This window comes from Streptomyces sp. ISL-12, from assembly GCF_018614415.1.
GTDB lineage: Bacteria > Actinomycetota > Actinomycetes > Streptomycetales > Streptomycetaceae > Streptomyces.
Genome location: NZ_JAGGOO010000013.1, coordinates 12581 through 34289, shown reverse-complemented (window position 1 = coordinate 34289; position 21709 = coordinate 12581). Strand labels below are relative to the sequence as shown.

Annotated in this window: 20 protein-coding genes and 2 pseudogenes; 10 read left to right on the top strand and 12 right to left on the bottom strand. The window is 73.8% G+C overall.

All coding sequences use genetic code 11. The annotated features are described in order from the left end of the window. The first annotated feature begins 276 nt into the window (after positions 1–276). Together J7I94_RS03935 and J7I94_RS38110 are read left to right on the top strand one after the other, a co-directional pair. The gene (locus J7I94_RS03935; RefSeq protein WP_215165107.1) at positions 277–1110 is read left to right on the top strand and encodes a DeoR/GlpR family DNA-binding transcription regulator; all 834 of its coding nucleotides are present in this window, start codon (positions 277–279) and stop codon (positions 1108–1110) included. 89 nt (positions 1111–1199) lie between these two features. After that, positions 1200–1635: pseudogene (locus J7I94_RS38110) on the top strand (SRPBCC family protein); the annotation flags it as partial. A gap of 240 nt (positions 1636–1875) precedes the next feature. On the opposite strand, the gene J7I94_RS03930 reads toward J7I94_RS38110, so the two are convergent. Continuing rightward, positions 1876–3000: a PLP-dependent cysteine synthase family protein gene (locus J7I94_RS03930; RefSeq protein WP_215165106.1), complete on the bottom strand. Its 1125-nt coding sequence runs from the start codon at positions 2998–3000 to the stop codon at positions 1876–1878. A gap of 341 nt (positions 3001–3341) precedes the next feature. On the opposite strand from J7I94_RS03930, the gene J7I94_RS03925 reads away from it, so the two are divergent. Beyond that, the gene (locus J7I94_RS03925) at positions 3342–3665 is read left to right on the top strand and encodes a hypothetical protein (protein ID WP_215165105.1); all 324 of its coding nucleotides are present in this window, start codon (positions 3342–3344) and stop codon (positions 3663–3665) included. Positions 3666–3848: 183 nt separating this feature from the next. Next, complete coding sequence (locus J7I94_RS03920; protein WP_215165104.1) at positions 3849–4358, top strand: ATP-binding protein; 510 nt, start codon at positions 3849–3851, stop codon at positions 4356–4358. A 72-nt stretch (positions 4359–4430) separates the two neighbouring features. Here the strand turns inward: J7I94_RS03920 and J7I94_RS03915 are convergent, their stop codons facing one another. Together J7I94_RS03915 and J7I94_RS03910 are read right to left on the bottom strand one after the other, a co-directional pair. Further along, entirely contained in the window at positions 4431–5669 is a 1239-nt protein-coding gene (locus J7I94_RS03915) for an ROK family protein (protein ID WP_215165103.1), read from the bottom strand. Beyond that, positions 5666–6441, bottom strand: a pseudogene (locus tag J7I94_RS03910) (alpha-ketoglutarate-dependent dioxygenase AlkB). Before J7I94_RS03910 ends, J7I94_RS03915 begins: the two are co-directional and overlap by 4 nt. 89 nt (positions 6442–6530) lie before the next feature. On the opposite strand from J7I94_RS03910, the gene J7I94_RS03905 reads away from it, so the two are divergent. Continuing rightward, entirely contained in the window at positions 6531–7661 is a 1131-nt protein-coding gene (locus J7I94_RS03905) for a methyltransferase (protein WP_215165118.1), read from the top strand. On the opposite strand, the gene J7I94_RS03900 is transcribed toward J7I94_RS03905, so the two are convergent. Together J7I94_RS03900 and J7I94_RS03895 are read right to left on the bottom strand one after the other, a co-directional pair. Further along, positions 7651–8511 (bottom strand): class II fructose-bisphosphate aldolase, encoded by an 861-nt coding sequence (locus J7I94_RS03900; RefSeq protein ID WP_215165102.1) that lies wholly within the window; start codon positions 8509–8511, stop codon positions 7651–7653. The two genes, J7I94_RS03905 and J7I94_RS03900, sit on opposite strands and share 11 nt — an antisense overlap. A gap of 25 nt (positions 8512–8536) precedes the next feature. Continuing rightward, entirely contained in the window at positions 8537–9418 is an 882-nt protein-coding gene (locus J7I94_RS03895) for an SIS domain-containing protein (RefSeq protein WP_215165101.1), read from the bottom strand. Between the two features lie 124 nt (positions 9419–9542). Here J7I94_RS03895 and J7I94_RS03890 point away from each other — a divergent pair, with 124 nt between their 5' ends. Continuing rightward, complete coding sequence (locus J7I94_RS03890; RefSeq protein WP_215165100.1) at positions 9543–10322, top strand: DeoR/GlpR family DNA-binding transcription regulator; 780 nt, start codon at positions 9543–9545, stop codon at positions 10320–10322. 30 nt (positions 10323–10352) lie between these two features. On the opposite strand, the gene J7I94_RS03885 is transcribed toward J7I94_RS03890, so the two are convergent. Continuing rightward, complete coding sequence (locus J7I94_RS03885; RefSeq protein WP_215165099.1) at positions 10353–11339, bottom strand: DUF748 domain-containing protein; 987 nt, start codon at positions 11337–11339, stop codon at positions 10353–10355. 174 nt (positions 11340–11513) lie between these two features. Here J7I94_RS03885 and J7I94_RS03880 point away from each other — a divergent pair, with 174 nt between their 5' ends. After that, on the top strand, positions 11514–12092 hold the full coding sequence (locus J7I94_RS03880) for a phosphatase PAP2 family protein (RefSeq protein WP_215165097.1): 579 nt from the start codon (positions 11514–11516) through the stop codon (positions 12090–12092). Here the strand turns inward: J7I94_RS03880 and J7I94_RS03875 are convergent. The 4 genes from J7I94_RS03875 to J7I94_RS03860 all read right to left on the bottom strand — a co-directional run bounded on the left by J7I94_RS03875 (position 12076) and on the right by J7I94_RS03860 (position 15479). Further along, the gene (locus J7I94_RS03875; protein WP_215165095.1) at positions 12076–12531 is read right to left on the bottom strand and encodes a phospholipase; all 456 of its coding nucleotides are present in this window, start codon (positions 12529–12531) and stop codon (positions 12076–12078) included. The two genes, J7I94_RS03880 and J7I94_RS03875, sit on opposite strands and share 17 nt — an antisense overlap. 145 nt (positions 12532–12676) lie before the next feature. Beyond that, on the bottom strand, positions 12677–13441 hold the full coding sequence (locus J7I94_RS03870) for a cupin (protein ID WP_308114488.1): 765 nt from the start codon (positions 13439–13441) through the stop codon (positions 12677–12679). Then, on the bottom strand, positions 13438–14367 hold the full coding sequence (locus J7I94_RS03865) for a PmoA family protein (RefSeq protein WP_215165091.1): 930 nt from the start codon (positions 14365–14367) through the stop codon (positions 13438–13440). Before J7I94_RS03865 ends, J7I94_RS03870 begins: the two co-directional genes overlap by 4 nt. Further along, complete coding sequence (locus tag J7I94_RS03860; protein ID WP_215165089.1) at positions 14364–15479, bottom strand: Gfo/Idh/MocA family protein; 1116 nt, start codon at positions 15477–15479, stop codon at positions 14364–14366. The genes J7I94_RS03865 and J7I94_RS03860 overlap by 4 nt, the downstream gene beginning before the upstream one ends. Before the next feature lie 297 nt (positions 15480–15776). Here J7I94_RS03860 and J7I94_RS03855 point away from each other — a divergent pair, with 297 nt between their 5' ends. Together J7I94_RS03855 and J7I94_RS03850 are read left to right on the top strand one after the other, a co-directional pair. Continuing rightward, positions 15777–16373, top strand: coding sequence for a Dps family protein (locus J7I94_RS03855; protein ID WP_215165088.1), 597 nt, complete (start codon positions 15777–15779; stop codon positions 16371–16373). A 147-nt stretch (positions 16374–16520) separates the two neighbouring features. Further along, positions 16521–17603: an ABC transporter permease gene (locus J7I94_RS03850; RefSeq protein WP_215165087.1), complete on the top strand. Its 1083-nt coding sequence runs from the start codon at positions 16521–16523 to the stop codon at positions 17601–17603. Between the two features lie 22 nt (positions 17604–17625). Here the strand turns inward: J7I94_RS03850 and J7I94_RS03845 are convergent, their stop codons facing one another. Beyond that, positions 17626–18315: a TetR/AcrR family transcriptional regulator gene (locus tag J7I94_RS03845; RefSeq protein ID WP_215165086.1), complete on the bottom strand. Its 690-nt coding sequence runs from the start codon at positions 18313–18315 to the stop codon at positions 17626–17628. 96 nt (positions 18316–18411) lie between these two features. Here J7I94_RS03845 and J7I94_RS03840 point away from each other — a divergent pair, with 96 nt between their 5' ends. Next, complete coding sequence (locus tag J7I94_RS03840) at positions 18412–19275, top strand: NAD(P)H-binding protein (protein WP_215165085.1); 864 nt, start codon at positions 18412–18414, stop codon at positions 19273–19275. An 87-nt stretch (positions 19276–19362) separates the two neighbouring features. On the opposite strand, the gene yicI is transcribed toward J7I94_RS03840, so the two are convergent. Then, entirely contained in the window at positions 19363–21633 is a 2271-nt protein-coding gene (yicI, locus tag J7I94_RS03835) for an alpha-xylosidase (RefSeq protein ID WP_215165084.1), read from the bottom strand. Positions 21634–21709: the final 76 nt, after the last annotated feature.

The window sequence follows — 21709 nt, the reverse complement described above, 5'->3', positions numbered from 1 at the left end:
TTCCCCCGTGACGCGCCGTCGGCTGTGTCCGTGCGGGCACAGGATCTCCGCTGAGCGGGTCGCGTACACCCCTCCCCACGGAATCTCCCCCAAGCGTGTGACTGGCGGCGTTCCGGTGAGGTCTGAGTGACATGTGCGCGACGGGTGGGCGGTGGCGCGCCCCGTGACGGGGCGTGCGAGGATGGTGCGTCGGCGCACCAGGGCGTGCGGACGTCCTCGTCGGAGCGGGCGCGCCGGGCGGGTCGGACTGGTGGCGGCGAAAGGACCGGAGCGTACGTGAGCGAGAATCAGAACCTCCTCGCGGAGCAGCGGCGGGCCCTGATCCTCGACGAGGTACGGCGCCGGGGCGGCGTCCGGGTCAACGAGCTGACCCGCCGGCTCGGCGTGTCGGACATGACGGTCCGCCGCGATCTGGACGCGCTGGCCCGGCAGGGTGTGCTGGAGAAGGTGCACGGCGGTGCGGTGCCGGTGGTCGAGGCGAGTACGCACGAGCCCGGTTTCGAGGCCAAGTCGGGTCTGGAGCCGACCGCCAAGGAGGAGATCGCGCGGGCCGCGGCGGAACTGGTCGCGCCGGGCGCGGCGATCGCGCTGTCGGGCGGTACGACGACGTACGCGCTGGCGCACCGGCTGGTCGATGTGCCGGATCTGACGGTGGTGACCAACTCGGTGCGGGTGGCCGACGTCTTCCACGCGGCGCAGCGCACCTCGGGGGCGCGGCAGGCCGCGGCGACGGTGGTGCTGACCGGCGGGGTGCGCACGCCGTCCGACTCGCTGGTGGGCCCGGTGGCCGACCAGGCGATCGCTGCGCTCCACTTCGACGTGCTCTTCCTGGGTGTGCACGGCATATCGGTGGAGGCCGGGCTGTCCACGCCGAATCTCGCGGAGGCCGAGACCAACCGGCGGCTGGTGCAGTCGGCGCGGCGCGTCGTCGTGGTCGCCGATCACACAAAGTGGGGTGTGGTGGGCCTGAGTTCGTTCGCGGAGCTGGCGCGGGTGGACACGCTGGTGACGGACGCGGGGCTGCCCGAGGAGGCGCGCGCGGAGGTCGCGGAGCATGTGCGGGTGGTCGTGGCGGGGGCCGTGGCGGGCGAGCCGGAGCAGGACGGCTGACGGACGCCGCTGACATCCGGCGGGGCGCCGGGCAGGGTGGCGCCTCCACCCGTCCACGGCCGGCTCACCGCGGCACCCGGGGTGTCCGTATGACGCACCGACTGCGCCCGGTGGGGCCGGACTTCCTCACGACGGCTCCCGTACGGCTGGTCTTCTCCGGGGCTGTCACCGCCGCGCCGGAGACGGTGTTCACCGCGCTCGCCGAGGACGTGGCCGGCTGGGCGGCGTGGTTCCCGCAGGTGACGATCGCCCGGCCCACGCCGGACGGGGACGGCCGGGAGATCCGGCTGCGAGGCGGCACGCGTTTCCAGGAGACCGTCCTCGACGCCGACCGGTCGGTCCGAGCGGTACGCGTACCGGGTGGACGCCACCGACGCGCCGGGGGCACGGGGACCGGCCGAGGAGTGGCGGCGGGACGCGGCTGCGGTGGACCTTCGCCGCGGACGGCACGGCGCTCTTCCGGCTGGTGCCGCGCGGCCCGGTCCGGGGCGGGCGTTCAAGGGGGTGTCCGCAAAGTCGCGTCGTCCGCCCGGAGGGCGGCCTCGCGGCGTCTGGTGCGTGCTCTGGGGTCCCCGGTCGCAGGCTGGGGGAGTGCCGGGCGGACGCCCGCGTACTGGTTGCACTCGGGTGTTCGCCCGGTGCGGCGAGAGTGCGTGCCAGGCGTCGCGAGGCAGGCGTGACTTTGCGGACACCCCCAAGGGGACGGTCGGCGTATTGGACCGGCGCTTGGCGCGCGCGGGACGTCGCTCGGCCGGCGCCCGGCCGTCAGTCGGGCCAGACGCCGGTGTGCAGCAGGGACTCGATGGCCGCGGTGTACGGCTCGATGCTCAGGCCCTGTTCGGCCAGCCAGGCGTCGGAGTAGTACTTGTCGAGGTACCGGTCCCCCGGGTCGCACAGCAGCGTCACCACGCTGCCCCTGCGGCCCGCGGCCACCATCTCGGCGACGATCTTCAGCGCGCTCCACAGGCCGGTGCCGGTGGAACCGCCCGCCTTGCGGCCGATGACCCGCTCCAGGGCGCGGACGGCGGCGACGCTCGCCGCGTCGGGCACCTTCATCATCCGGTCGATCGCGCCCGGCACGAAGCTCGGCTCCATGCGGGGCCGGCCGATGCCCTCGATCCGGGAGCCGCAGTCGCAGGTGACGTCCGGGTCACCGGTGGTCCAGCCGTCGAAGAAGCAGGAGTTCTCCGGGTCGGCGACGCAGATCCGGGTGTCGTACTGCATGTAGTGGACGTAGCGGGCGAGGGTCGCGGAGGTGCCGCCCGTGCCGGCCGTGGCGACGATCCAGGCCGGTTCCGGGAACCGCTCCAGACGCAGCTGACGGAAGATCGACTCGGCGATGTTGTTGTTGCCGCGCCAGTCGGTGGCCCGCTCGGCGTAGGTGAACTGGTCCATGTAGTGCCCGTCGGTCTGCGCCGCGAGGCGGGCCGACTCCTCGTACATCTTCCGCGAGTCGTCCACGAAGTGGCACTGTCCGCCGTGGAATTCGATGAGGCGGATCTTCTCGGCGCTGGTCGTGCGCGGCATGACGGCGATGAAGGGGACGCCGATCAGCTTCGCGAAGTACGCCTCGGAGACGGCCGTCGAACCGCTGGACGCCTCGATCACCGGGCGGCCCGGCCGGATCCAGCCGTTGCACAGGCCGTAGAGGAACAGGGAGCGGGCGAGCCGGTGTTTGAGGCTGCCGGTCGGGTGGGTCGACTCGTCCTTGAGGTAGAGGTCGATGCCCCAGGGCTCGGGCAGCGGGAACCGCAGCAGATGCGTGTCGGCCGAGCGGTTGGCGTCGGCCTGGACCTTGCGGACGGCCTCTTTCAGCCACGCCCGGTACGCCGTGTCGCCGCGGTCGACGTCCAGGGTCGCACCGGTCCCGATGGGCTGGGGAGTGCTCATGGCACGGCTCCTCACGCTGGCGCCGACGGCGCCCGGCCGGGCCGCCTGCGCCGATCATAAGCATGTTTCCCGCACGTCTCTCACCTGCATAAAGGCCCCTTGGGGAGGCTCAAAGGAACGTCTGGAGCGGGATGCGGGGCGGGGCGGGGGCGCATTCGCGCCAGTGCTCCGGGCCGTGCCGGGAAGGGACCCGCGCGCACTGGTGCTCCACGCCGGGGGCGGGCACACTGCTCCGGGTGGGACCCGAGCCCCGCCCAGGGGCACACTGGATCACTGTACGAGCCGGCACCGGCCCGCCCGGAGCACGGTCCGGCCACCGACGCGCACGAGGGGGCGGCGGCATGGCGGAGCCGGAGTTCACGGCGACGGGGGTGCGGATAGACAAGTGGCTCCGCTCGCTCACGCGGGCCGGGCAGGTGCGGATCAGCGACGGCCGGCTGGAGCTGCTGACCAGTTACGGCAGCGAGATCGACAGTGCGCCGGTGCGGTCGGTGCGGGCCTCCAGGCCCTGGTTCGCCCCAGGGGACCGGGCCCTCGCGGAGCTGGACGGCAAGCGGTACCTGCTGACCCTCGGCGAGTCGGCCCCGGTGCCGGGCGAGTCGGGCCCGGCGGCGGCACGCCGGTTCATCGAGGCCGTGCGCCGGGCGGCGGGACACAGCGGGTGAGATGTCCGTAAGTTGCGCTGCCTCACCCCTTGCGCCACGCTGGTCTCACGTCACTCTGGGTTTACCGGCGATAACGCTGCGAACCAGCCCGCCGGCCACGACAGCAGGCGGTCGCGTGACGCAGGCGCCTGCTGGATCCGTCCTCAGTGTTCTTCCGGACCTCTATGTCGGGGAGTCGCAGCCGTGATCAGTCACCCAAGCAGGCACTGCACGGTGGAGCTCCAAGCCCTGCCGTCGCGGATCGGCCAGGTCCGCAGAATCGTATCTGCGCAATTGCGCTACTGGCATCTCGACTCCCTCGTCGACCGGGCCGCGCTCGGCGTGACGGAGCTGTTGACCAACGTCCACCAGCATGCCCGGCCCGACAAGACGTGCACCGTGGAGATCGAGCTGCTGCCCGACCGGCTCACGGTGTCGGTACGGGACCGCGACCCGCGGCTGCCCGTGGTGGATACGGCCGAGCCGCTCGCGACCTGCGGGCGCGGTCTCGCCATGGTGGCCGCGATGAGCGAGAGCTGGGGCGCCCGGCCGGACGGCGAGTCCGGCAAGGTCGTCTGGTTCGCCCTCGCCACGCCACCGTCGCTGCCGGCCCTGTCCGGCCGCCCGCCACGGCGCCTGGTCGAGGAGGTGTCCGCCGAGCCGTTCGCGCAGGTGGCACGCGCCGCTCCGGCCCGGTCGGCCGTCGCCGGCTGACCGGACGGTGACCGCCCCCTCCGGGGAGCGGTGCCGGCGCCCGGCGAGGAGCCGGCGGGCCCGGCCCGGCGGTCAGCCGAGTACCGCCAGCGGGTCGTCGAGGACCGGCTGCCAGGCCAGTTCGGCGGCGCCCACCAGGCTGTTGTGGTCCAGCGCGCAGGGCAGGACGGGGACGCCGCCGCTCTGTCCCCACAGGCTGCGGCCGGCGATCACCGCGCGCAGCCGGTCGGGGTCGGCGCGCAGCAGATCGCGGTGGAGGCCGCCGAGGATGATGCGGTCCGGGTTGAGGATGTTCACCAGGCCGGCCAGGCCCTGGCCGAGGCGGTCGAGGAGGGTCTCGGCGGCGGTGCGCACGGCCGGGTCGGTGTAGTGGTCGCGGACCAGGTCGACGGACTGCTGGAGCAGGGACTGCTCCGGGCCCGGTTCGCGTCCCGCCGCGGTCAGGAAGGCCAGCGGGTCGGTCTCCACGTCCAGGCAGCCGCGGCTGCCGCAGTGGCAGGGGCGGCCCTCGGGGTTGACGGTGAGGTGGCCGACCTCCAGGGCGAGACCGGAACTGCCCGAGTGCAGGCGGCCGTCGAGGACCAGGGCGCCGCCGACGCCCCGGTGGCCGGTGGCCACGCAGAGCAGGTCGCGTGACCCGCGCCCGGCGCCGTGCCGGTGTTCGGCGAGGGCGGCGAGGTTGACGTCGTTGGCCGTGAAGGCGGGTCCGCCGAGGCCGGCGGCGCGCACCCGCTCGGCGAAGATCTGCCGGACGGGGGCGCCCGCCGGCCAGGCCAGGTGCAGCGGGTTGAGCGCGAGGCCCTCCGGTTCGGCCACCGCCGACGGTACGGCGAGCCCGGCGCCGACACAGCGCCGTCCGGTGCGCTCCAGCAGTTCGGCGCCGGCCTCCACGACGGAGCCGAGGACCTTGGCCGGGTCGGCGTCGACGATCTCGCAGCCGGGGGTGGTGGCGACGATCCGGCCGCCGAGCCCGACCAGCGCGGCCCGGTATCCGTCGGCGTGGACCTGGGCGGCGAGGGCGACGGGGCCGTCCTCGGCGACGGCGAGACGGTGCGAGGGCCGGCCCTGGGAACCGGCGGGGGCGCCGGGCCGGGCGTCGACCCGGATCAGGCCGAGCGCCTCCAGTTCGGCGGCGACCGCACCGGCCGTGGCCCGGGTCACGCCGAGTTCGGCGGTGAGGACGGCGCGGGTGGGCGCGCGTCCGGTGTGCACGAGCTCCAACGCGGGGCCGAGCGCCCCGCGCCCCCGGTCCAGCCGCGTCCTGGAGGTGGTACCGTCCGCCGTTCTCCGGGGGTCCGCCTTGCCGCTCATGGAGGTGAGTCTCCCATGATCTGTGCCGGGGAAGCCCGCGCCGGGGAAGCCCCTTGGAGCCCGCTCACCCGCAGGGTGATGTTCAGCCGCCCGACGAGCCCCAGCTCCGGCGGCGCCGTGCCGGGGTGTACCCGTGGGACCCCGTGGTAGGCGAACCGGGCCGGGCCGCCGAAGACGAACAGGTCGCCGCCGCGCAGTTCGACGTCGCTGTAGGGGCGGGCGCGGGTCTCGGTGTTGCCGAAGCGGAAGACGCAGGTGTCGCCGAGGCTGAGCGAGACCACCGGCGCGTCCGACAGCTCGTCCTCGTCGCGGTGCATGCCCATCCGGGCGTCGGCGTCGTAGAAGTTGACGAGTGCGATGTCGTACGGCGCCGCGGGCACCGCCCGCGCGCCCAGCGCGTCGGTCACCGCGCGGCGGGCCAGGTCGCCGAGCCGGGCGGGGAAGGGCTTGACCGGGGCGCCGTCTCCGTCGGCGTGCGGGAGTAGGCGTACGGGTACGCGTGCGGGCCGGGGCAGTCCGGGTTGTCCCGCACGGCCCGGCCGCAGCTCGGGCAGGCGCGTACGGGGCCCCAGTGCCATCCCAGGCAGACCTGCCGGGCGGTCATCGTGCCGCCGCCGGGGGTGCGGACGGTGCGCAGTCCCGCGGGCGGGCGGGCCCACCGGCGGCACGCGTCGAGCAGCTCGCGCTGGAGCCCGGCGTCCAGCCAGTCCGGCAGGTGGACGGCGCCGGGCGCGATCTCGGTACGGCCTCGGGGGAACAGCTCGGCGTCCATGTGCTCCATCCTGCGCCCTCCCGCCGCCGACCGGTCCTGAGCTGCGGCTCCGCTAGCCTGGACGCACGATGGACGACCGTGACGACCGTATGACGACCGAGTGGGGCGAGCCGGTGCTGACCCGGTTCCCCGAGGATCCGCGCGACCGGCTGCGCGCCTGGGACGCCTCCGACGAGTATCTGCTCGGGCATCTCGCCCAGGAGCGGGTGCCGCTGTCCGGGACGGTCGTGGCCCTGGGCGACCGCTGGGGCGCGCTGGTGACGGCGCTGGCGGCGCACCGGCCGGTGCAGATCACCGACTCGCACCTCGGCCGGGAGGCGACCCGGCTCAACCTCGCCCGCAACGGCGTGGAGCCGGGCGCGGTACGGCTGCTGACCACGCAGGACCCGCCGCCGGAGCGGATCGACGTCCTGCTGGTGCGGGTGCCCAAGAGCCTGGCGCTGCTGGAGGACCAGTTGCTGCGGCTGGCGCCGTCGGTGCACGCGGACACGGTCGTCGTCGGCACCGGGATGGTGAAGGAGATCCACACCTCGACGCTGGAGGTGTTCGAGCGGGCCCTCGGCCCGACCCGGACCTCCCTCGCGAAGAAGAAGGCCCGGCTCATCTTCTGCACGCCGGACCCGTCGTCGGAGCGGCCCGCCAACCCCTGGCCGCTCAGCTACCGGCTCCCCGACGGCATCGGTCCCGTCTCGGGCCGGACCGTCGTCAACCACGCGGGCGTCTTCTGCGCCGACCGGCTGGACATCGGCACCCGGTTCTTCCTCCAGCACCTGCCGGAGGACCCGGCCGGGAAGGTCGTCGACCTCGGCTGCGGCAACGGCGTCGTCGGTACGGCGGTGGCGCTGGCCGGCCCCGGGGCCGACGTGCTGTTCACCGACGAGTCCTTCCAGGCCGTGGCCTCGGCGGAGGCGACGTACCGGGCGAGCGGGGCGCGGGGGAACGCCGAGTTCCGGGTCGGTGACGGGCTGGCCGGGGTGCCGGTCGGCAGTGTCGACCTGGTGCTCAACAACCCGCCGTTCCACTCCCACCAGGCCACCACCGACGCCACCGCGTGGCGCATGTTCGACGGTGCCCGGCGCGCGCTGCGGCCGGGCGGCGAGCTGTGGGTGGTCGGCAACCGGCACCTCGGCTACCACGTCAAGCTGCGCCGCCTGTTCGGCAACAGCGAACTGGTCGCCAGTGACCCGAAGTTCGTCGTGCTGCGGGCCGTCAGGAAGTGACCGAGCCCACCACCCGGACCAGGTCGGCGACCGTACGGCCCATGGCGTCCCGGCCCACCGCGAGGTAACCGCGCGGATCGACCGCCTCGGGGTGTGCGGCGAGGTGCGCCCGGACCGCCCCGGTCAGGGCGATGTTCAGCGCGGTGCCGACGTTGACCTTGGCGATGCCGCCCGCGACCGCCGCGGCGAGTTCGCCGTCCGGGACGCCGGAGGAGCCGTGCAGGACGAGGGGGACGTCCAGCGCGGTCGACAGTTCCTTGAGGAGGTCGTGGTCGAGGGCGGCGGTGCGGGTCGTCATGGCGTGCGAACTGCCGACGGCGACGGCCAGGGCGTCCACCCCCGAGTCGGCGACGAAGGCGCGGGCCTCGGCGGGGTCGGTGCGGGCGCCGGGCGCGTGGGCGTCCAGCGGCGGCTCACCGTTCTTCCCGCCCACCTCCCCCAGCTCCGCCTCGATCCACAGCCCCTGGGAGTGCGCCCAGTCGGCGGCCGCGCGCGTCGCGTCCAGGTTCTCGGCGTACGGCAGCCGGGAGGCGTCGTACATGACGGAGCTGAAGCCGGCGTCCGGTGCCTGCCGCAGCAGGGCGTCGCTCTTGACGTGGTCGAGGTGGAGGGCGACGGGCACGGCGGCGCGTTCGGCGGCGGCGACGGCGGCGCGGGCCAGTGGTTCGAGCCGGCCGTGCCGGAACTTCACGGCGTTCTCGCTGACCTGGAGGATCACGGGCGCGGCCACGGACTCGGCGCCGGCGACGACGGCCTCGACGTGTTCCAGGGTGATGACGTTGACGGCGGCGACCGCGGTACGCGCCGCCGCGGCGCGGGCGACCAGGTCGCCGGTGGTGGCGAGGGGCACGGATCTGTCCTTTTCCTGAGGCCCGTCAGGGGGCGAGGATCACCGAGCGGGTGAGGTGGCGCGGCCGGTCCGGGTCCAGACCCCGGGCGGCGGCCACGGCGACCGCGAGCCGCTGGACGCGGACCAGTTCGGCGAGCGGGTCGAGGGTGCCCGCCACCCACGTCCCGCCGGTGGCCGCGACCTGTTCGGCCAGTCCCTCGGGCGCCTCGCCGAGCATCCAGGTCGCCGTGGTGGAGGTGGTGACGCTGATCGGGCCGTGCCGGTACTCCATCGCCGGGTACGCCTCGGTCCAGGACAGGGACGCCTCGCGCATCTTCAGGGCGGCCTCGTTGGCCAGTCCGACGGTCCAGCCGCGGCCCAGGAAGGTGAACTGGGTGCGGCCGACGAGCCCTTCGGGCAGGTCCGCGGCGAGTGCCGTGCGGGCGTCGGCGACGGACTGCTCGACGGGCAGGCCGAGGTGGGCGCGGAGCAGGGTCAGCGCGGTGGTGGCGAACCGGGTCTGCACCACCGAGCGTTCGTCCGCGAAGTCCAGGACGACCAGGTCGTCGGCGGCCGTCATCACGGGCGTGGCGGGGTCGGCGGTGATCGCGGTGGTGCGGGTACGGCCGCGCAGCCGGCCGAGCAGCTCCAGCACCTCGGTGGTGGTGCCGGAGCGGGTGAGGGCGACGACCCGGTCGTAGGAGCGGCCGTGCGGGAACTCCGAGGCGGCGAAGGCGTCCGTCTCGCCCTGGCCCGTCTCCTCGCGCAGCGCCGCGGCGGCCTGGGCCATGAAGTACGAGGTGCCGCAGCCGACGATGGCGACCCGCTCCCCCGCCGCCGGCAGCGCGCCGCCGTGCCGTGCCGCCTCCGCCGCGGCGCGGGTCCAGCACTCCGGCTGGCTGTTGAGCTCGTCCTCGACGTATGTCATGGCCACACCCTCCCTTGGATTGATTGTTCTTGCAAGGTATAGCGAGCTTTCAAGCACAATCAAGCATTTGACGGGTGAGCATCTGCGTTAGGGTCGGCCAGGGACCGAGGAACGGAGGGTGCGCATGTCGCGCGACGCCCGCTGGAAGACGCTGCTGGAGCTGCTCGTCGAACGCGGCCGGCTGGATGTCGAGGAGGCGGCGGCCGAGCTGGCGGTGTCGGCCGCGACGATCCGCCGCGACTTCGACCAGCTCGCCGAGCAGCAGATGCTGGTGCGCACGCGCGGCGGCGCGGTCGTGCACGGGGTGTCGTACGAGTTGCCGCTGCGGTACAAGACGGCGCGGCGGGCCTCCGAGAAGGAGCGCATCGGGCAGGCCGTCGCCGCCCTGGTGGCGCCGGGCGAGGCGGTGGGGCTGACCGGCGGCACGACCACCACGGAGGTGGCGCGCGCGCTGGCCGTGCGCCCCGATCTCGCCTCGGGCACGCCCGCGCTCACCGTGGTCACCAACGCGTTGAACATCGCCAACGAGCTGGCCGTCCGGCCGCAGTTCAAGATCGTGGTGACCGGCGGGGTGGCGCGGGCGCAGTCCTACGAACTGATCGGGCCGCTCGCGGACGGGGTGCTCGGCCAGATCACGATGGACGTGGCGGTACTGGGTGTCGTGGCGTTCGACGTGACGCACGGGGCCGCCGCCCACGACGAGGCGGAGGCCGCGATCAACCGGCTGCTGTGCGAGCGCGCCGGACGCGTGGTGGTGGCCGCCGACTCCACCAAGCTCGGCCGGCGGGCGTTCGCCCGGATCTGCGCGGCGGAGACGGTGGACACGCTGGTCACGGACGCGGCGGTGGACGCGGACACCGTACGGCGGTTCGAAGAGGCGGGGATCACGGTCGTCGCGGTGTGAGCCGCCGGGCCGCCGCCCCCGGCCGGGGGCTCAGTGGCCGTGGCCGGTGCCGGGCGCGTCGGTGTGGCCGTCCGTGGGGGTGGCCGACGGCGACGGCGTGGCCGCCTCCCGTGCCGTACTTGCCCGGACCGTGAAGGCCGCCGTCCGGACCTTCCCCTCGTGCCGGAAGTCGAGGAAGAGCCGGTAGTCGCCGGCGCTGGGCGCGGTGGCCGTGAAGGAGACGGTGGGACCGGGCTCCGTGGTGCCGTCACCGGGTTCGCCGTTCGGGTGGACGTGGAGGTAGGCGAGGTCACCGGAGCGCAGGGCGACCAGGTGGCCGTAGGCGCCGAGGTAGGGCTGGAGGTCGGTGACGGGCCTGCCGTCGCGGGCGACCGTCAGCCGCAGTCTGCTCGCCTGACCCGGACGCAGGGCGCCGGTCAGCCGTACCTCGTAGCCGTCGACGCGTGCGGTGGCGACCGGGGCCGGCAGGTCGTGCGGCGCGTAGGAGCCGGACGCCGCCAGGTCGGCCCCGAGGGTGAGGTTCCCGGCGCCGCGCTCCGCCGGGGTGAAGTCGGCGAAGACCCGGTATCCGCCCGCCCGGGGCAGGTCGACGGGCGTGCTCCAGGTGCCGTCGGCGGCTCGCTCCGGGTGAAGGTGGCGGTAGGTGCCCAGGTCGCGTGAGGCCAGGACGAGGTGGAGCTCCTTGCCGTGTTCACGCCGGTACGCGGTGACGGCCCGCCCGTGGTCGTCGCGGACGGTGAAGCTCAGCTCGGTGCGCCGCCCGGCGGTGACGCGGGGCGTGTCCAGGTCCAGCGTGTAGCCGTCCTCGGCGATCTGGAGCCCGCCGGCCGGCACGCTCTCGTGCCCGGCGTGACCGTCACCGGCCTGCGGCATCCGTGCCGGGTCACCGTGCTCGTCGTGGGCGGCGGACGCGGAGTCCTCCACGGCCGGGTCGAGGGCGGCGCCCACGCCGTAGGCCGTGCCGAAGGCCGCGGCCAGGGCGGCCGCGAAGGCGGTGATCCGCAGTCCCGTGTTCATGGTCGTCGTCTCCTCGGCTCAGGGCTCGGTACGTGCGTGCGCCACGTCACCTCCATCATACCCCCTAGGGGTATCTTCAGTAACTCGGACCTGCCCCGTACGGGCCCGGCCGAGGCGCCGTCCGGGCCCCTGCGGGTCAGGCTGGTGTCCGGACGTCCCGGGGAGAAGGAGCACATGAGCGAGCCGACCGCCGCCGTACTGCGTGATCTGCGGGCCGTGGACGGAGCCCTGTACGCCGCGGTGGCCGCCACGCCGACACCCGCGCTCGACCGGACGCTGCGGCGGCTCTCCCGCGCCGCCGACCACTCCAAGATCTCGCTCGCCATCGCCGCCCTGCTCGCCCTGGGCGGGAGGCGGCGGCGCCGGGCCGCGGCGGTCGGTGCCGGTTCCCTCGTCCTGGCCTCGGCCTCGGCCAACCTGCTCGGCAAGCGCCTGGTGCGCCGGCCGCGGCCCGACCGGGAGGCCGCCCGGGTCACGGTGGACCGGCGGGTGCCGATGCCGGCGTCGGCGGCGTTCCCGTCCGGCCACACCGCCTCCGCGGTCGCGTTCGCCACCGCCGTCGGCACGGTGCTGCCGCCCGCCGCCGTCCCGCTGGCCGCCCTGGCGGGCGCGATCGGCTACGCGCGGATCCACACCGGCGTGCACTATCCGGGCGATGTGGCCGCCGGGGCCGTGCTGGGGGTCGCGAGTGCGGCCGTCACCCTGGCGGTGACGGCCCGTACCCGGCCGGGGTGCGTCAGCCGAACGCCTTGACGGCCTGGTAGTACGTCCACGCCGTTCCGTCGCAGGTGGTCTTCGTACCGCCGGTGTAGCGGGCGCAGACGCGCTTGAGGTCCTCGTAGAAGGCGCTGTCGAGCCGGGCCTTGTCGGCGGTGAAGGTGCCCGCCGCCTTGTAGTTGCGGTAGCCGAAGTCGTGTCGCGCGCAGGAGGCGCTGAAGGGGAAGCCGAGCGGGTTGTCCGGGGAGGACGAGCAGTAGTCGGTGGACCAGTCGAACCCGTAGGCGGACCAGGCGGACTGGTTGGCGCGGGCTGCGGTCCACAGGCTCTGGCTCGACGCGCTGGTCTGGGTCCAGCTCGCGAGCACCTGCGGTTTGTCGGCGGGAACGGCGTCGGCGGCCGTGGCGGTGGCGACGACGGTGAGGACGGAAAGGGCCGAGGCGGCAAGACCGGTCACGAGTCTTCTGCGGTGCATCCCACACCTCCATGAGGCCGCGGCCCGCCCCTCGGGCCGCGGGTTCATGAGGATGATGCGCGTCCCGGCGCCCCCCTCACACCCGTCCGCTCCCAATGCGCCGTCAACTCTTGTCGACCGCGGGCGAACGGGAGTTGAACGGCCGTCACTCCCGCCCCGTACGCGGGCGACCGGTCTCCTCGTACGGCAGTGTCGTCCCCGGCAGGGCGTACTCGTCCCGGCGCCCGCACATGCCGTAACCGCCGAGCCGGGTGGGCGAGGCCGCGTGGGCGGTCGCCCCGTCGAGGTGGGCCGGGTCACCGGCCGCCAGGGCGTCGAGCTGCGCGCCGGTGCGTTCGGCGGCGGCCAGCGCGCCGGCCCGCCACACCTCGCGCCAGACCGGCACCTTGTCGCGGACCAGGCGGGCGGCGGTCCGCTGGAACGCGCGCAACGGGGTGTCGTCACCGGCGAGCAGGGCCGCGCGCAGCGGGAGGTAGCCCTCGACGGCGAGGTCCCGGCGACGCCGGGCGGCGGCCTCCGTCTCCGGTCCGCCGCCCGGCGGCAGCGTGGCCGCGGCGGCGTACGCGCCGGGGTCGGCGAGCACCTCGGGCGGGAAGGTGAAGACGGCGTCGCCCGCCTCCGGCAGTCCGCTGTTCTGCATCAGCACGGTGATCCGCAGGCCGCCGCCCTGGACCATGCGGTGGACCGTGCCCGGCGTGAACCAGGCGACCGAGCCGGGCCCCAGCGGGATGTCCCGGCAGCCGTCCGGGCTCAGCGTCTGCACCGCGCCCCGGCCGGCGGTGACGACGTACGCCTCCACGCACACCAGGTGCAGGTGCGGGCTGCCGCCGCACACCCCGTCGGCGGACTCCCAGTCGTAGGCGCTGAGGTGGGACAGGCCGACGGCGCCGGGCAGCGGGTGCGGGATCACCACGGCAGCTTGGCCAGGTGTGCGGCGACCCGGTCGCGGTCCCAGGCGCCGTCGGCGATCACCAGCCGGTAGCGGTAGCCGAAGGACTGCCCGGGCGCCAGCTCGAACTCCTCGAAGAACGCCCAGGAGAACGCGACGGTCGGGACCGGCTCGGCGCGCACGAACCAGTGCGAGGGGTGGATCGCGGTCTTCTCGTCGAGGTTCTCGGGCGCGTGCGCGAAGACGAGGGTGGAGTGGGCGTCCACGTCGTCGTGCTCGGTGGTGAACGCCAGCCACGGGCCCTGGGTGCCCATCAGTTCCCCGGCGCCCGTTCCGGCCGGGGTGAAAACCGTGCCGCCGGTGAAGTCGCGGGGGCCGCGCCACTGGAGGCCGGTGTAGCCGGCCATCTCCCGGCCCGCGGTGGTCGGTGAACCGAAGACCAGCGGCTCGGCGCGGAGGTTGGTGAGGCGGATCGACCAGTCCAGCGCCCAGGAGCCGGATTCCTCGTCGACCGAGTGGACGGTCAGTCCGCGTTCCTCGCGGGCCCACTCGGCGCCGCCGTGCTCGACCCAGGTGAGGTGCTCGGTGAGGGCCAGCCGGTCGTCCTCGGCGGTCAGTTCCGCGAAGCCGTCGTGCCGCATCGAGCCGACGCGCTCGGGCAGCGGCAGGTAACCGCGCCCGTGGACATAACTGTTGCCGCCCCAGAAGTTCTGCCCGGACACGTGACTGGCCGTCATCTGCACGCCCTTGTGCCAGCGGTGGTCGCTGGGGCGGTACCCGGTCACGGTGCGCCCGGCCAGGGTGCGCACCGGGTGGGCGTACGGCTTGCGGGACTCGAACGGGTCGGGGTCGGGGCGGTAGACGTACCGGAGGATCTCCGTGCCGGCCGCCGTCGTGACCGTGATGTCCTCGCCGTGGGTGTGGGTGACGCGGATGCCGTCGCTCATGCGTGCTCCTCGGGGGCCCAGTCGGGGTGGTCGCCGTGCATCGCGGCGTAGAACGGGTCGCCCGGGCCGATCTCCCCCGCGCGTACCGGCTGTCCGGTGAACGCCGCCTTGTACAGGGCGGCGGCGAACTCCAGGGTGGCGCGGGCCTCCTCGCCGCTGCCCGGGGGCCGCTCCCCGGCGTCCCAGGCGTCGAGGACCGCGCCGAGCTGTGCGGTGTGGGAGCTGGGCACGTCGGCGGCCGGGGTGCGCCAGGCGGCGGCGCGCCCGGCGTCGACGTGCCGGGCCGGGGTGTAGGTCCAGTCGGCGTTGCGGTGGCCGTACAGGTGGGTCAGCTCCACGGTGGCGTCGGCGCAGTCCACCCGGATGCGGCTCGTCTCGTCCGGCGACAGGACGCTGTTGACCACGGTGGCCAGGGCGCCGTTCGCGAACCGCACCAGGGCGGTGGACACGTCCTCGCTCTCGGTGTCGTGCACCAGCCGCGCGGCCATCGCCCGGACCTCCGCCCAGGGGCCGAGCAGGTGGAGCAGCAGGTCGTACTGGTGGATGCCGTGGCCCATGGTCGGGCCGCCGCCCTCGGTGGCCCAGCGTCCGCGCCAGGGCACCGCGTAGTAGGCGGCGTCGCGGTGCCAGGTCGTCTGGCAGTGGGCGACCAGCGGCGCGCCCAGCTCCCCGCCGGCGATCAGCTCGCGGGCGTGCGCGGCGCCGGAGCCGTACCGGTGCTGGAAGACGACGGAGGCGTACGCCCCCGAGGCCCGCTCGGCCGCCGCGATGTCGTCGTACTCGGCGAGCGACAGGCACAGCGGCTTCTCGCACAGCACCCAGGCACCCGCCTTGAGCGCGGCCACCGTCTGCTCCCGGTGCAGCGACGGCGGGGTGCCGATGAGGACCAGGTCGGGGCGTACGGCGTCCAGCATGGCGCCCATCGAGGTGTGACCGGTGGCCTCGGGGCCGGCCTCGGCACGGAAGGCGTCGAGCCGGGCCGGGTCCACGTCCACGGCGGCGACCAGCTCGACCCGGTCGGCATGGGCTCTGAGCGCGGGCAGATGGCCTCCGGCCACGATGGCACCGGTGCCGACGACGGCCACCCGGCGGCGGGCGGGGAGCGGGGACATGCGGGGGTCCTCCTCGGACGCTGACGACAGCACGGGGGTGCGGGCGCCGGACGGTGAACGGCGGACGACAGTCGATGGAAAGCGCTTACACCCGGGCCGACCTTAGGCGTCGGGCGAACGCCTGGACAACCCCCTCCGCGCGGTCCGTCCGCAGCCCTTCCGTCGGGACCGGGTGCCTCGCCCGCGCCGTAGCGTTTGCGGGCCCGGCGGGCGGCTGGTCGACTGTCGCAGGGGGCCGAGTCCGGCCGCGCGAGGCGCCGGCACTCCCCTTCGGCTCCCCGTGGAAGGAGTTCAGGCGTGAGCACCGATCCCAGGCCGGCGGCACCGGCACGCCAGACCGACGGCAGCCAGCCGTGGCTGCATCAGCAGGGCCGGATCATCCAGGAGTTCGGCACCGTCAAGCAGTTCCCCTTGGCCCTGTCCATGGAGACCCGCCTCTACTCCGCCCAGCGGCTCAACAAGGTCCTGGCGGACACGCGCATCCTGCACGACCTGTACAAGAAGTACCACTGGCTGATGCGCGGGGCGACGTTCTACCAGCTGCATCTGCTGATGGACAAGCACGCGGGCGAGCAGCTGGCACTGATCGACACGATGGCGGAGCGGGTCCAGACGCTCGGCGGTGTCGCGGTCGGCGACCCCCGCCATGTCGCGGAGATCACCACCGTGCGCCGGCCGCCGGACGGGGTCGAGGAGGTGCCGGCCATGCTGTCGCGGCTGCTGGAGACGCACGAGCAGATCCTCGCCGACTGCCACGACGCCGCCGCGGTCGTCCAGGAACAGGGCGACGACGGCACCAACGACATCCTGGTCTCGGACGTCATCCGCACCAACGAACTCCAGGCCTGGTTCCTGGCGGAGCACCTGGTGGACACACCGCTGGTACGGGTCTGAGCGGAGCGGCGGGCGGCGGGAGCCGTCGACGGCCGGGGTGCCGGACCGGTCTCCCCCGCCGCACTCCCCGGCAAGCCGCCACCACCCCCTCATGACCGCCGTCGTACACCGCACCGGACCGGCAGGCCCGACCAAGGACGAGCGAACGTGCACGAGACTCCCGAGACGGCCCCCGACGGCCAGAACCCGCCCCCGGCACGGGAGGGGGCCTGGAGGCGGTTCCGCGAGGGTCCGTGGTGGCCGGCCACTGTGCTGGTGCTGATCCTGGCGGCGGCGGCCGGTCTGTTCGCCGGGTCGTACACGTACACCATGGCCAACCCGACCCCGCACCAGCTCCCCACGGCCGTCGTCGGCTCGTACGAGCAGGGGCGGGGGAAGGCGTTCCTGGAAGGGCTGGGCAAGGCCCTCAACTCCTCGGTCCACACCCGTACGTACGACTCACGGGCGGCGGCCGTGCGGGCCGTCGAGGAACAGTCCGTCTTCGCCGTCTTCGAGCTGCGCGACAACGGCCGGCAGGTGCGGCTGGACGTCTCCTCCGCCTCGGGCGCCTCGGTCGCGGAACTGCTGGAGCAGGCGGCCCCGGCGGTCGGGAAGGCCACCGGCGTGGCGGTAACCGTGCGGGACGTCAATCCGCTCCAGGACGGTGACCCGCGCGGTCTGGCGATCTTCTACATCTCGCTCGCGGCGGTGATCATCGGCTTCGTCGGCGCGATCCAGCTCAGCGTGCACGCCCGCGCGCTCACCCCGCTGGAGCGGATCGGCTTCACCCTCGCCTACGCGCTGCTCGGCGGGTTCGCCATCGCGGCGGTCGTCGACTGGCTGCTGGGCGCTCTCGACCTGCCGTTCGTGGAGTCCTGGCTGATCCTCGCGTTCACGATGTTCGCCAGCGGGATGACGTTCACCATGTTCAACACCCTGGTCGGGCGCTGGGCGATGCTCCCGACCTGGGGCGTCATGATCCTGCTGGGCAACCCGTCGTCCGGCGGCGCGGTGTCCTGGCCGCTGCTGCCGTCCGCGCTGGGCGTGATCGGGCAGTGGCTGCCGCCGGGCGCCTCGGTCAACGCCCAGCACACCGCGGTGTACTTCGCCGGGCACCAGCACGCGTTCCCGTTCCTGGTGCTGGCCGGGTGGGCGCTGGTGTCGTGCGCGGTGTTCTGGATCTGGCGGCACCGCCACCCGGGCGGGCGGGACAAGAGCCCGCCGGAACTCGCGCCCCCCGCCTCCTCCTGAGGGCGGCGCCTACCGGGACGCGTCAGTCGCCGTCGGCGAGGCGGTTCAGCCACTCCCTGAGCAGATGCCGCTCCGCGTCGCTCAGGGGCGTCCGCTCGGTCAGCGCGGCGCGCAGGGCGCGGGCCGCGCCCGCCGGGCCCGCCTCCCGGACGGCCGGCTTCTCGTGGGTGACGGCGACGACCATGGCCTCCCGCAGGGCGGTCAGCAGGGCCGGATCGCGCCGGTCCTCGGGCAGCGACAGCCAGGTGAGCACCGCGCCGCGCGCCGTGGCGTGGATGATCTGCGCCGCCAGTCCCTCGTCGACGCGCAGCCAGCCACCGGCGGCGAGCCGCCGTACCCGGCCCATCAGGATCTCCATGCCGGCCGCGAAAGCGGGCGAGGCGGTCCTGGCGGGCTCGGCGTACATCAGCGTGAACAGCGCGGGGTTGGCCAGCCCGAACTCGGCCGCGACGTCCCAGCCCGCCCTGAGGTCCGCGATGGGGTCCTCGGGATCGGGATCGACGCGCTTGGTGGCGAGGAACGCGGTGAAGCCGTACTCGGCGACCGCGTCGAGCAGCCCGTCCTTGTCGCCGAACAGCCGGTAGATGGCCGGCGGCTGGAGGCCCGCCGCGTCGGCGACCGCGCGGGTGGTGACCGCGTCGCGCCCACCGCGCGTCAGCAGGTCGATGGCGGCCTCGATGACCCGCTGCCGGGTCTGCTCCCGTGATGACATGAATCAATGATACGCGACCTATGATTCCGTCGTTAATATCAGTGCTATCGTCTTGACGTTTCCACTGGAACCACAGTCTCGCCACTGGAGCGCATCATGATCATCATCACTGGAGCCACCGGCCTGCTGGGCCGTCGGATCGTCGAGCGGCTGCTCACCCGCGTACCCGCCGGCCGGGTCGGCGTCAGCGTCCGCGACCCGCGCAAGGCGCAGGCGCTCGCCGACCGCGGCGTACGGGTACGGCAGGGCGACTTCACCGACGTCGCCGGTCTCGCCCACGCCTTCGAGGGCGCCTCGCAGGTGCTCATCGTCTCCGTCGACAAGATGGGCGAGGAGTGCGTCAAGCAGCATCGCGTGGCGATCGACGCGGCGGTCGCGGCGGGCGCCCGCCGCATCCTGTACACCAGCCAGATGGGGGCCAGCCCGTCCTCGCGCTTCCAGGCGTGCGTCGACCACGCCGCCACCGAGGAGGCCCTGCGCGCCGGCGGGATACCGTTCACCTCGCTGCGCAACGGTTTCTACGCCGCCAGCGCGGCGCATTTCATCGGCCAGGCGGTGGAGTCCGGCCGGCTCGTGCTCCCCACGGACGGGCCGTTCAGCTGGACCGCGCACGCCGACCTCGCCGAGGCGGCGGCCGCCGTCCTGGCCGACGAGGGCCGCTTCGAGGGCCCCACGCCGCCGCTCACCGGGGCACGGGCGCTCACCTTCGAGGACCTCGCCTCGCTCACCACCGAGATCACGGGCCGCACCCTCACGAGGATCACCGTGCCGGACGACGAGTGGCTGGCGGAGGTGACGGGGCACGGCATGCCCGCCACCGTGGCGCAGCAGTTGCTGGGCATCTTCACCGCCGCGCGCGACGGCGAGTTCGCCACCGTCGACCCGACGCTGGCCACCTTGACCGGCCGGGAACCCGTCTCCGTCGAGACGGTGCTCCGCGAGCACCTGGCCGGCCACTGAACCACGCGCACTGCCGGATCGCCTGCCCGTGCCCCGCACGCGCGAGCCCCGGAGGCCGTTCCTCCGGGGCTCGCGCACACCGGTCCCTCAGCCGAGCGGCACCGTCACCTCACCCGCGCCCTCGGCGCTCGCCCCGCCGGCGACCCGCACCGTGAACGCCCGCTGGGTCCCCTCCGCGCTCACCCGCAGCACGTCGCCGTCCCGCCGCACCCGGAACGTCGCCGCCGGCGCCCCCGTCGCGTCCGGCACGGTGACCTCGGCCGCGTAGTCGGGGGACGCGGACGGGTGGACGAGCAGCGTCGGCGCGTCCAGCCAGTCGCCGTCGGGCCGCTGGTCGTCGGAGGCCAGCGGCAGCACGGCGCCCTCACGGACGTACAGCGGGAGGCTGTCGTAACCGTGGCGTTCGGTGCGCCAGGCCGGGCCGGTGACCTGCTCGCCGCTGAGCAGGTGCGTCCAGGTGCCCTCCGGGAGGTAGACCTCCACCTCGCCGTCCTCGGTGAAGACCGGGGCGACGAGCAGGTCGGGACCGAGCATGTACTGGCGGTCCAGCGGGCGGCAGGCCGGGTCGCCGGGGAACTCCAGGACCATCGGGCGCATCATCGGCACGCCGGTGCGGTGGGCCTCGGCGGCGGCGCCGTAGAGGTAGGGCATCAGGCGGTGCTTGAGGAGGGTGAAGCGGCGGGCGACATCGACCGCCTCGTCGCCGAACTCCCACGGCACCCGGTACGACGAGGAGCCGTGCAGCCGGCTGTGCGAGGAGAGCAGGCCGAAGGCGAGCCAGCGCTTGAAGACGGCGGGGTCGGGGGTGCCCTCGAAGCCGCCGATGTCGTGGCTCCAGAAGCCGAACCCGGACAGCGACAGGGACAGGCCGCCGCGCAGGGACTCGGCCATGGCGCCGAAGGAGGACCAGCAGTCGCCGCCCCAGTGCACGGGGAACTGCTGGCCGCCCGCGGTCGCGGACCGGGCGAAGAGGACGGCCTCGCCCTGGCCGCGCTCCTTCTCCAGGAGTTCGAAGACGGTCTGGTTGTAGAGCTGGGTGTAGTAGTTGTGCATCCGCTCCGGGTCGGAGCCGTCGTGCCAGACCACGTCGGTGGGGATGCGCTCGCCGAAGTCGGTCTTGAAGCAGTCCACGCCCTGGTCGAGCAGCGGCTTCAGCTTCGACTGGAACCAGGCGCGGGCGTCGGGGCTGGTGAAGTCGACCAGTCCCATCCCGGCCTGCCACAGGTCCCACTGCCACACGTCGCCGTTGGGCTTGCGCACCAGGTGCCCCAGTTCCGCCGCCTCGTCGAACAGCGGGGACTTCTGGGCGATGTAGGGGTTGATCCAGGCACTGATCCTGAGCCCCTTCTCCTTCAGCCGGGCCAGCATGCCCTCCGGGTCCGGGAAGACGTCCGGGTCCCACTCGAAGTCGCACCACTGGTACTCGCGCATCCAGAAGCAGTCGAAGTGGAAGACGGAGAGCGGGATGCCGCGCTCGGCCATGCCGTCGACGAAGGACGTGACGGTCGCCTCGTCGTAGGAGGTGGTGAAGGAGGTGCTCAGCCAGAGACCGAAGGACCAGACGGGGGGCAGGGCCGGACGGCCGGTGAGGGCCGTGTAGCGGGACAGGACGTCCTTCGGGGTGGGGCCCGCGACGACGTAGTACTCCAGCGTCTGGTCCTCCACGCTGAACTGCACCTGGCCGACGGACTCCGAGCCGATCTCGAAGGAGACCGCGCCGGGGTGGTTGACGAAGACGCCGTAGCCGCGTGAGGAGAGGTAGAACGGGATGTTCTTGTACGCCTGCTCGCTGCTGGTGCCGCCGTCGGCCTGCCAGATGTCGACGACCTGGCCGTTCTTCACGAACGGGGTGAAGCGCTCGCCGAGGCCGTAGATCTGCTCGCCGACGCCGAGCGCGAGGCGGCTGAGCATGTGGTGGGCGCCCTCGCCGGTGGTGGCGTACGCGGTGCTCTTGGCGTCGGCCCGGGTCAGCTCCCGTCCGTCCGCGTCGTGGAAGGTGAGCCCCCAGGGGCCGGAGCGGTCCAGGCGCAGGGTGAGCGGGCCGCTGGTCAGCTCGGTGACCGGGCCGTCCTGGCGGACCTCGCCGACGCCGTCCGGTGCCTCGTCGAGCGCGAAGTCGGGGCCCGGGTGCCGCTTGCCCGCGTGGTGGGTGACCCGGACGCCGATGACGCCCTCGGCCGGTGAGAAGCAGTCGACGGTGATGAGCGGGGCATTGAGTGTGTCGCCCCGCCGTGTCACCTTCTTCACGGCGGCATGGGCGGTGAAGCGCTTCGACTGGGCGTGGACATCGCGTACTTCGGTGGCGTACGAGAGGTGCACGCCCTCGCGGACGAGCCAGAAGCCGTCGGTGAACTTCATGATCTTCCTCGGGTGGGGCGAGAGCGGTCGGATAGCGGTGCGTGACGTCTCAGGAGCATTTTGATCGTACACAAAA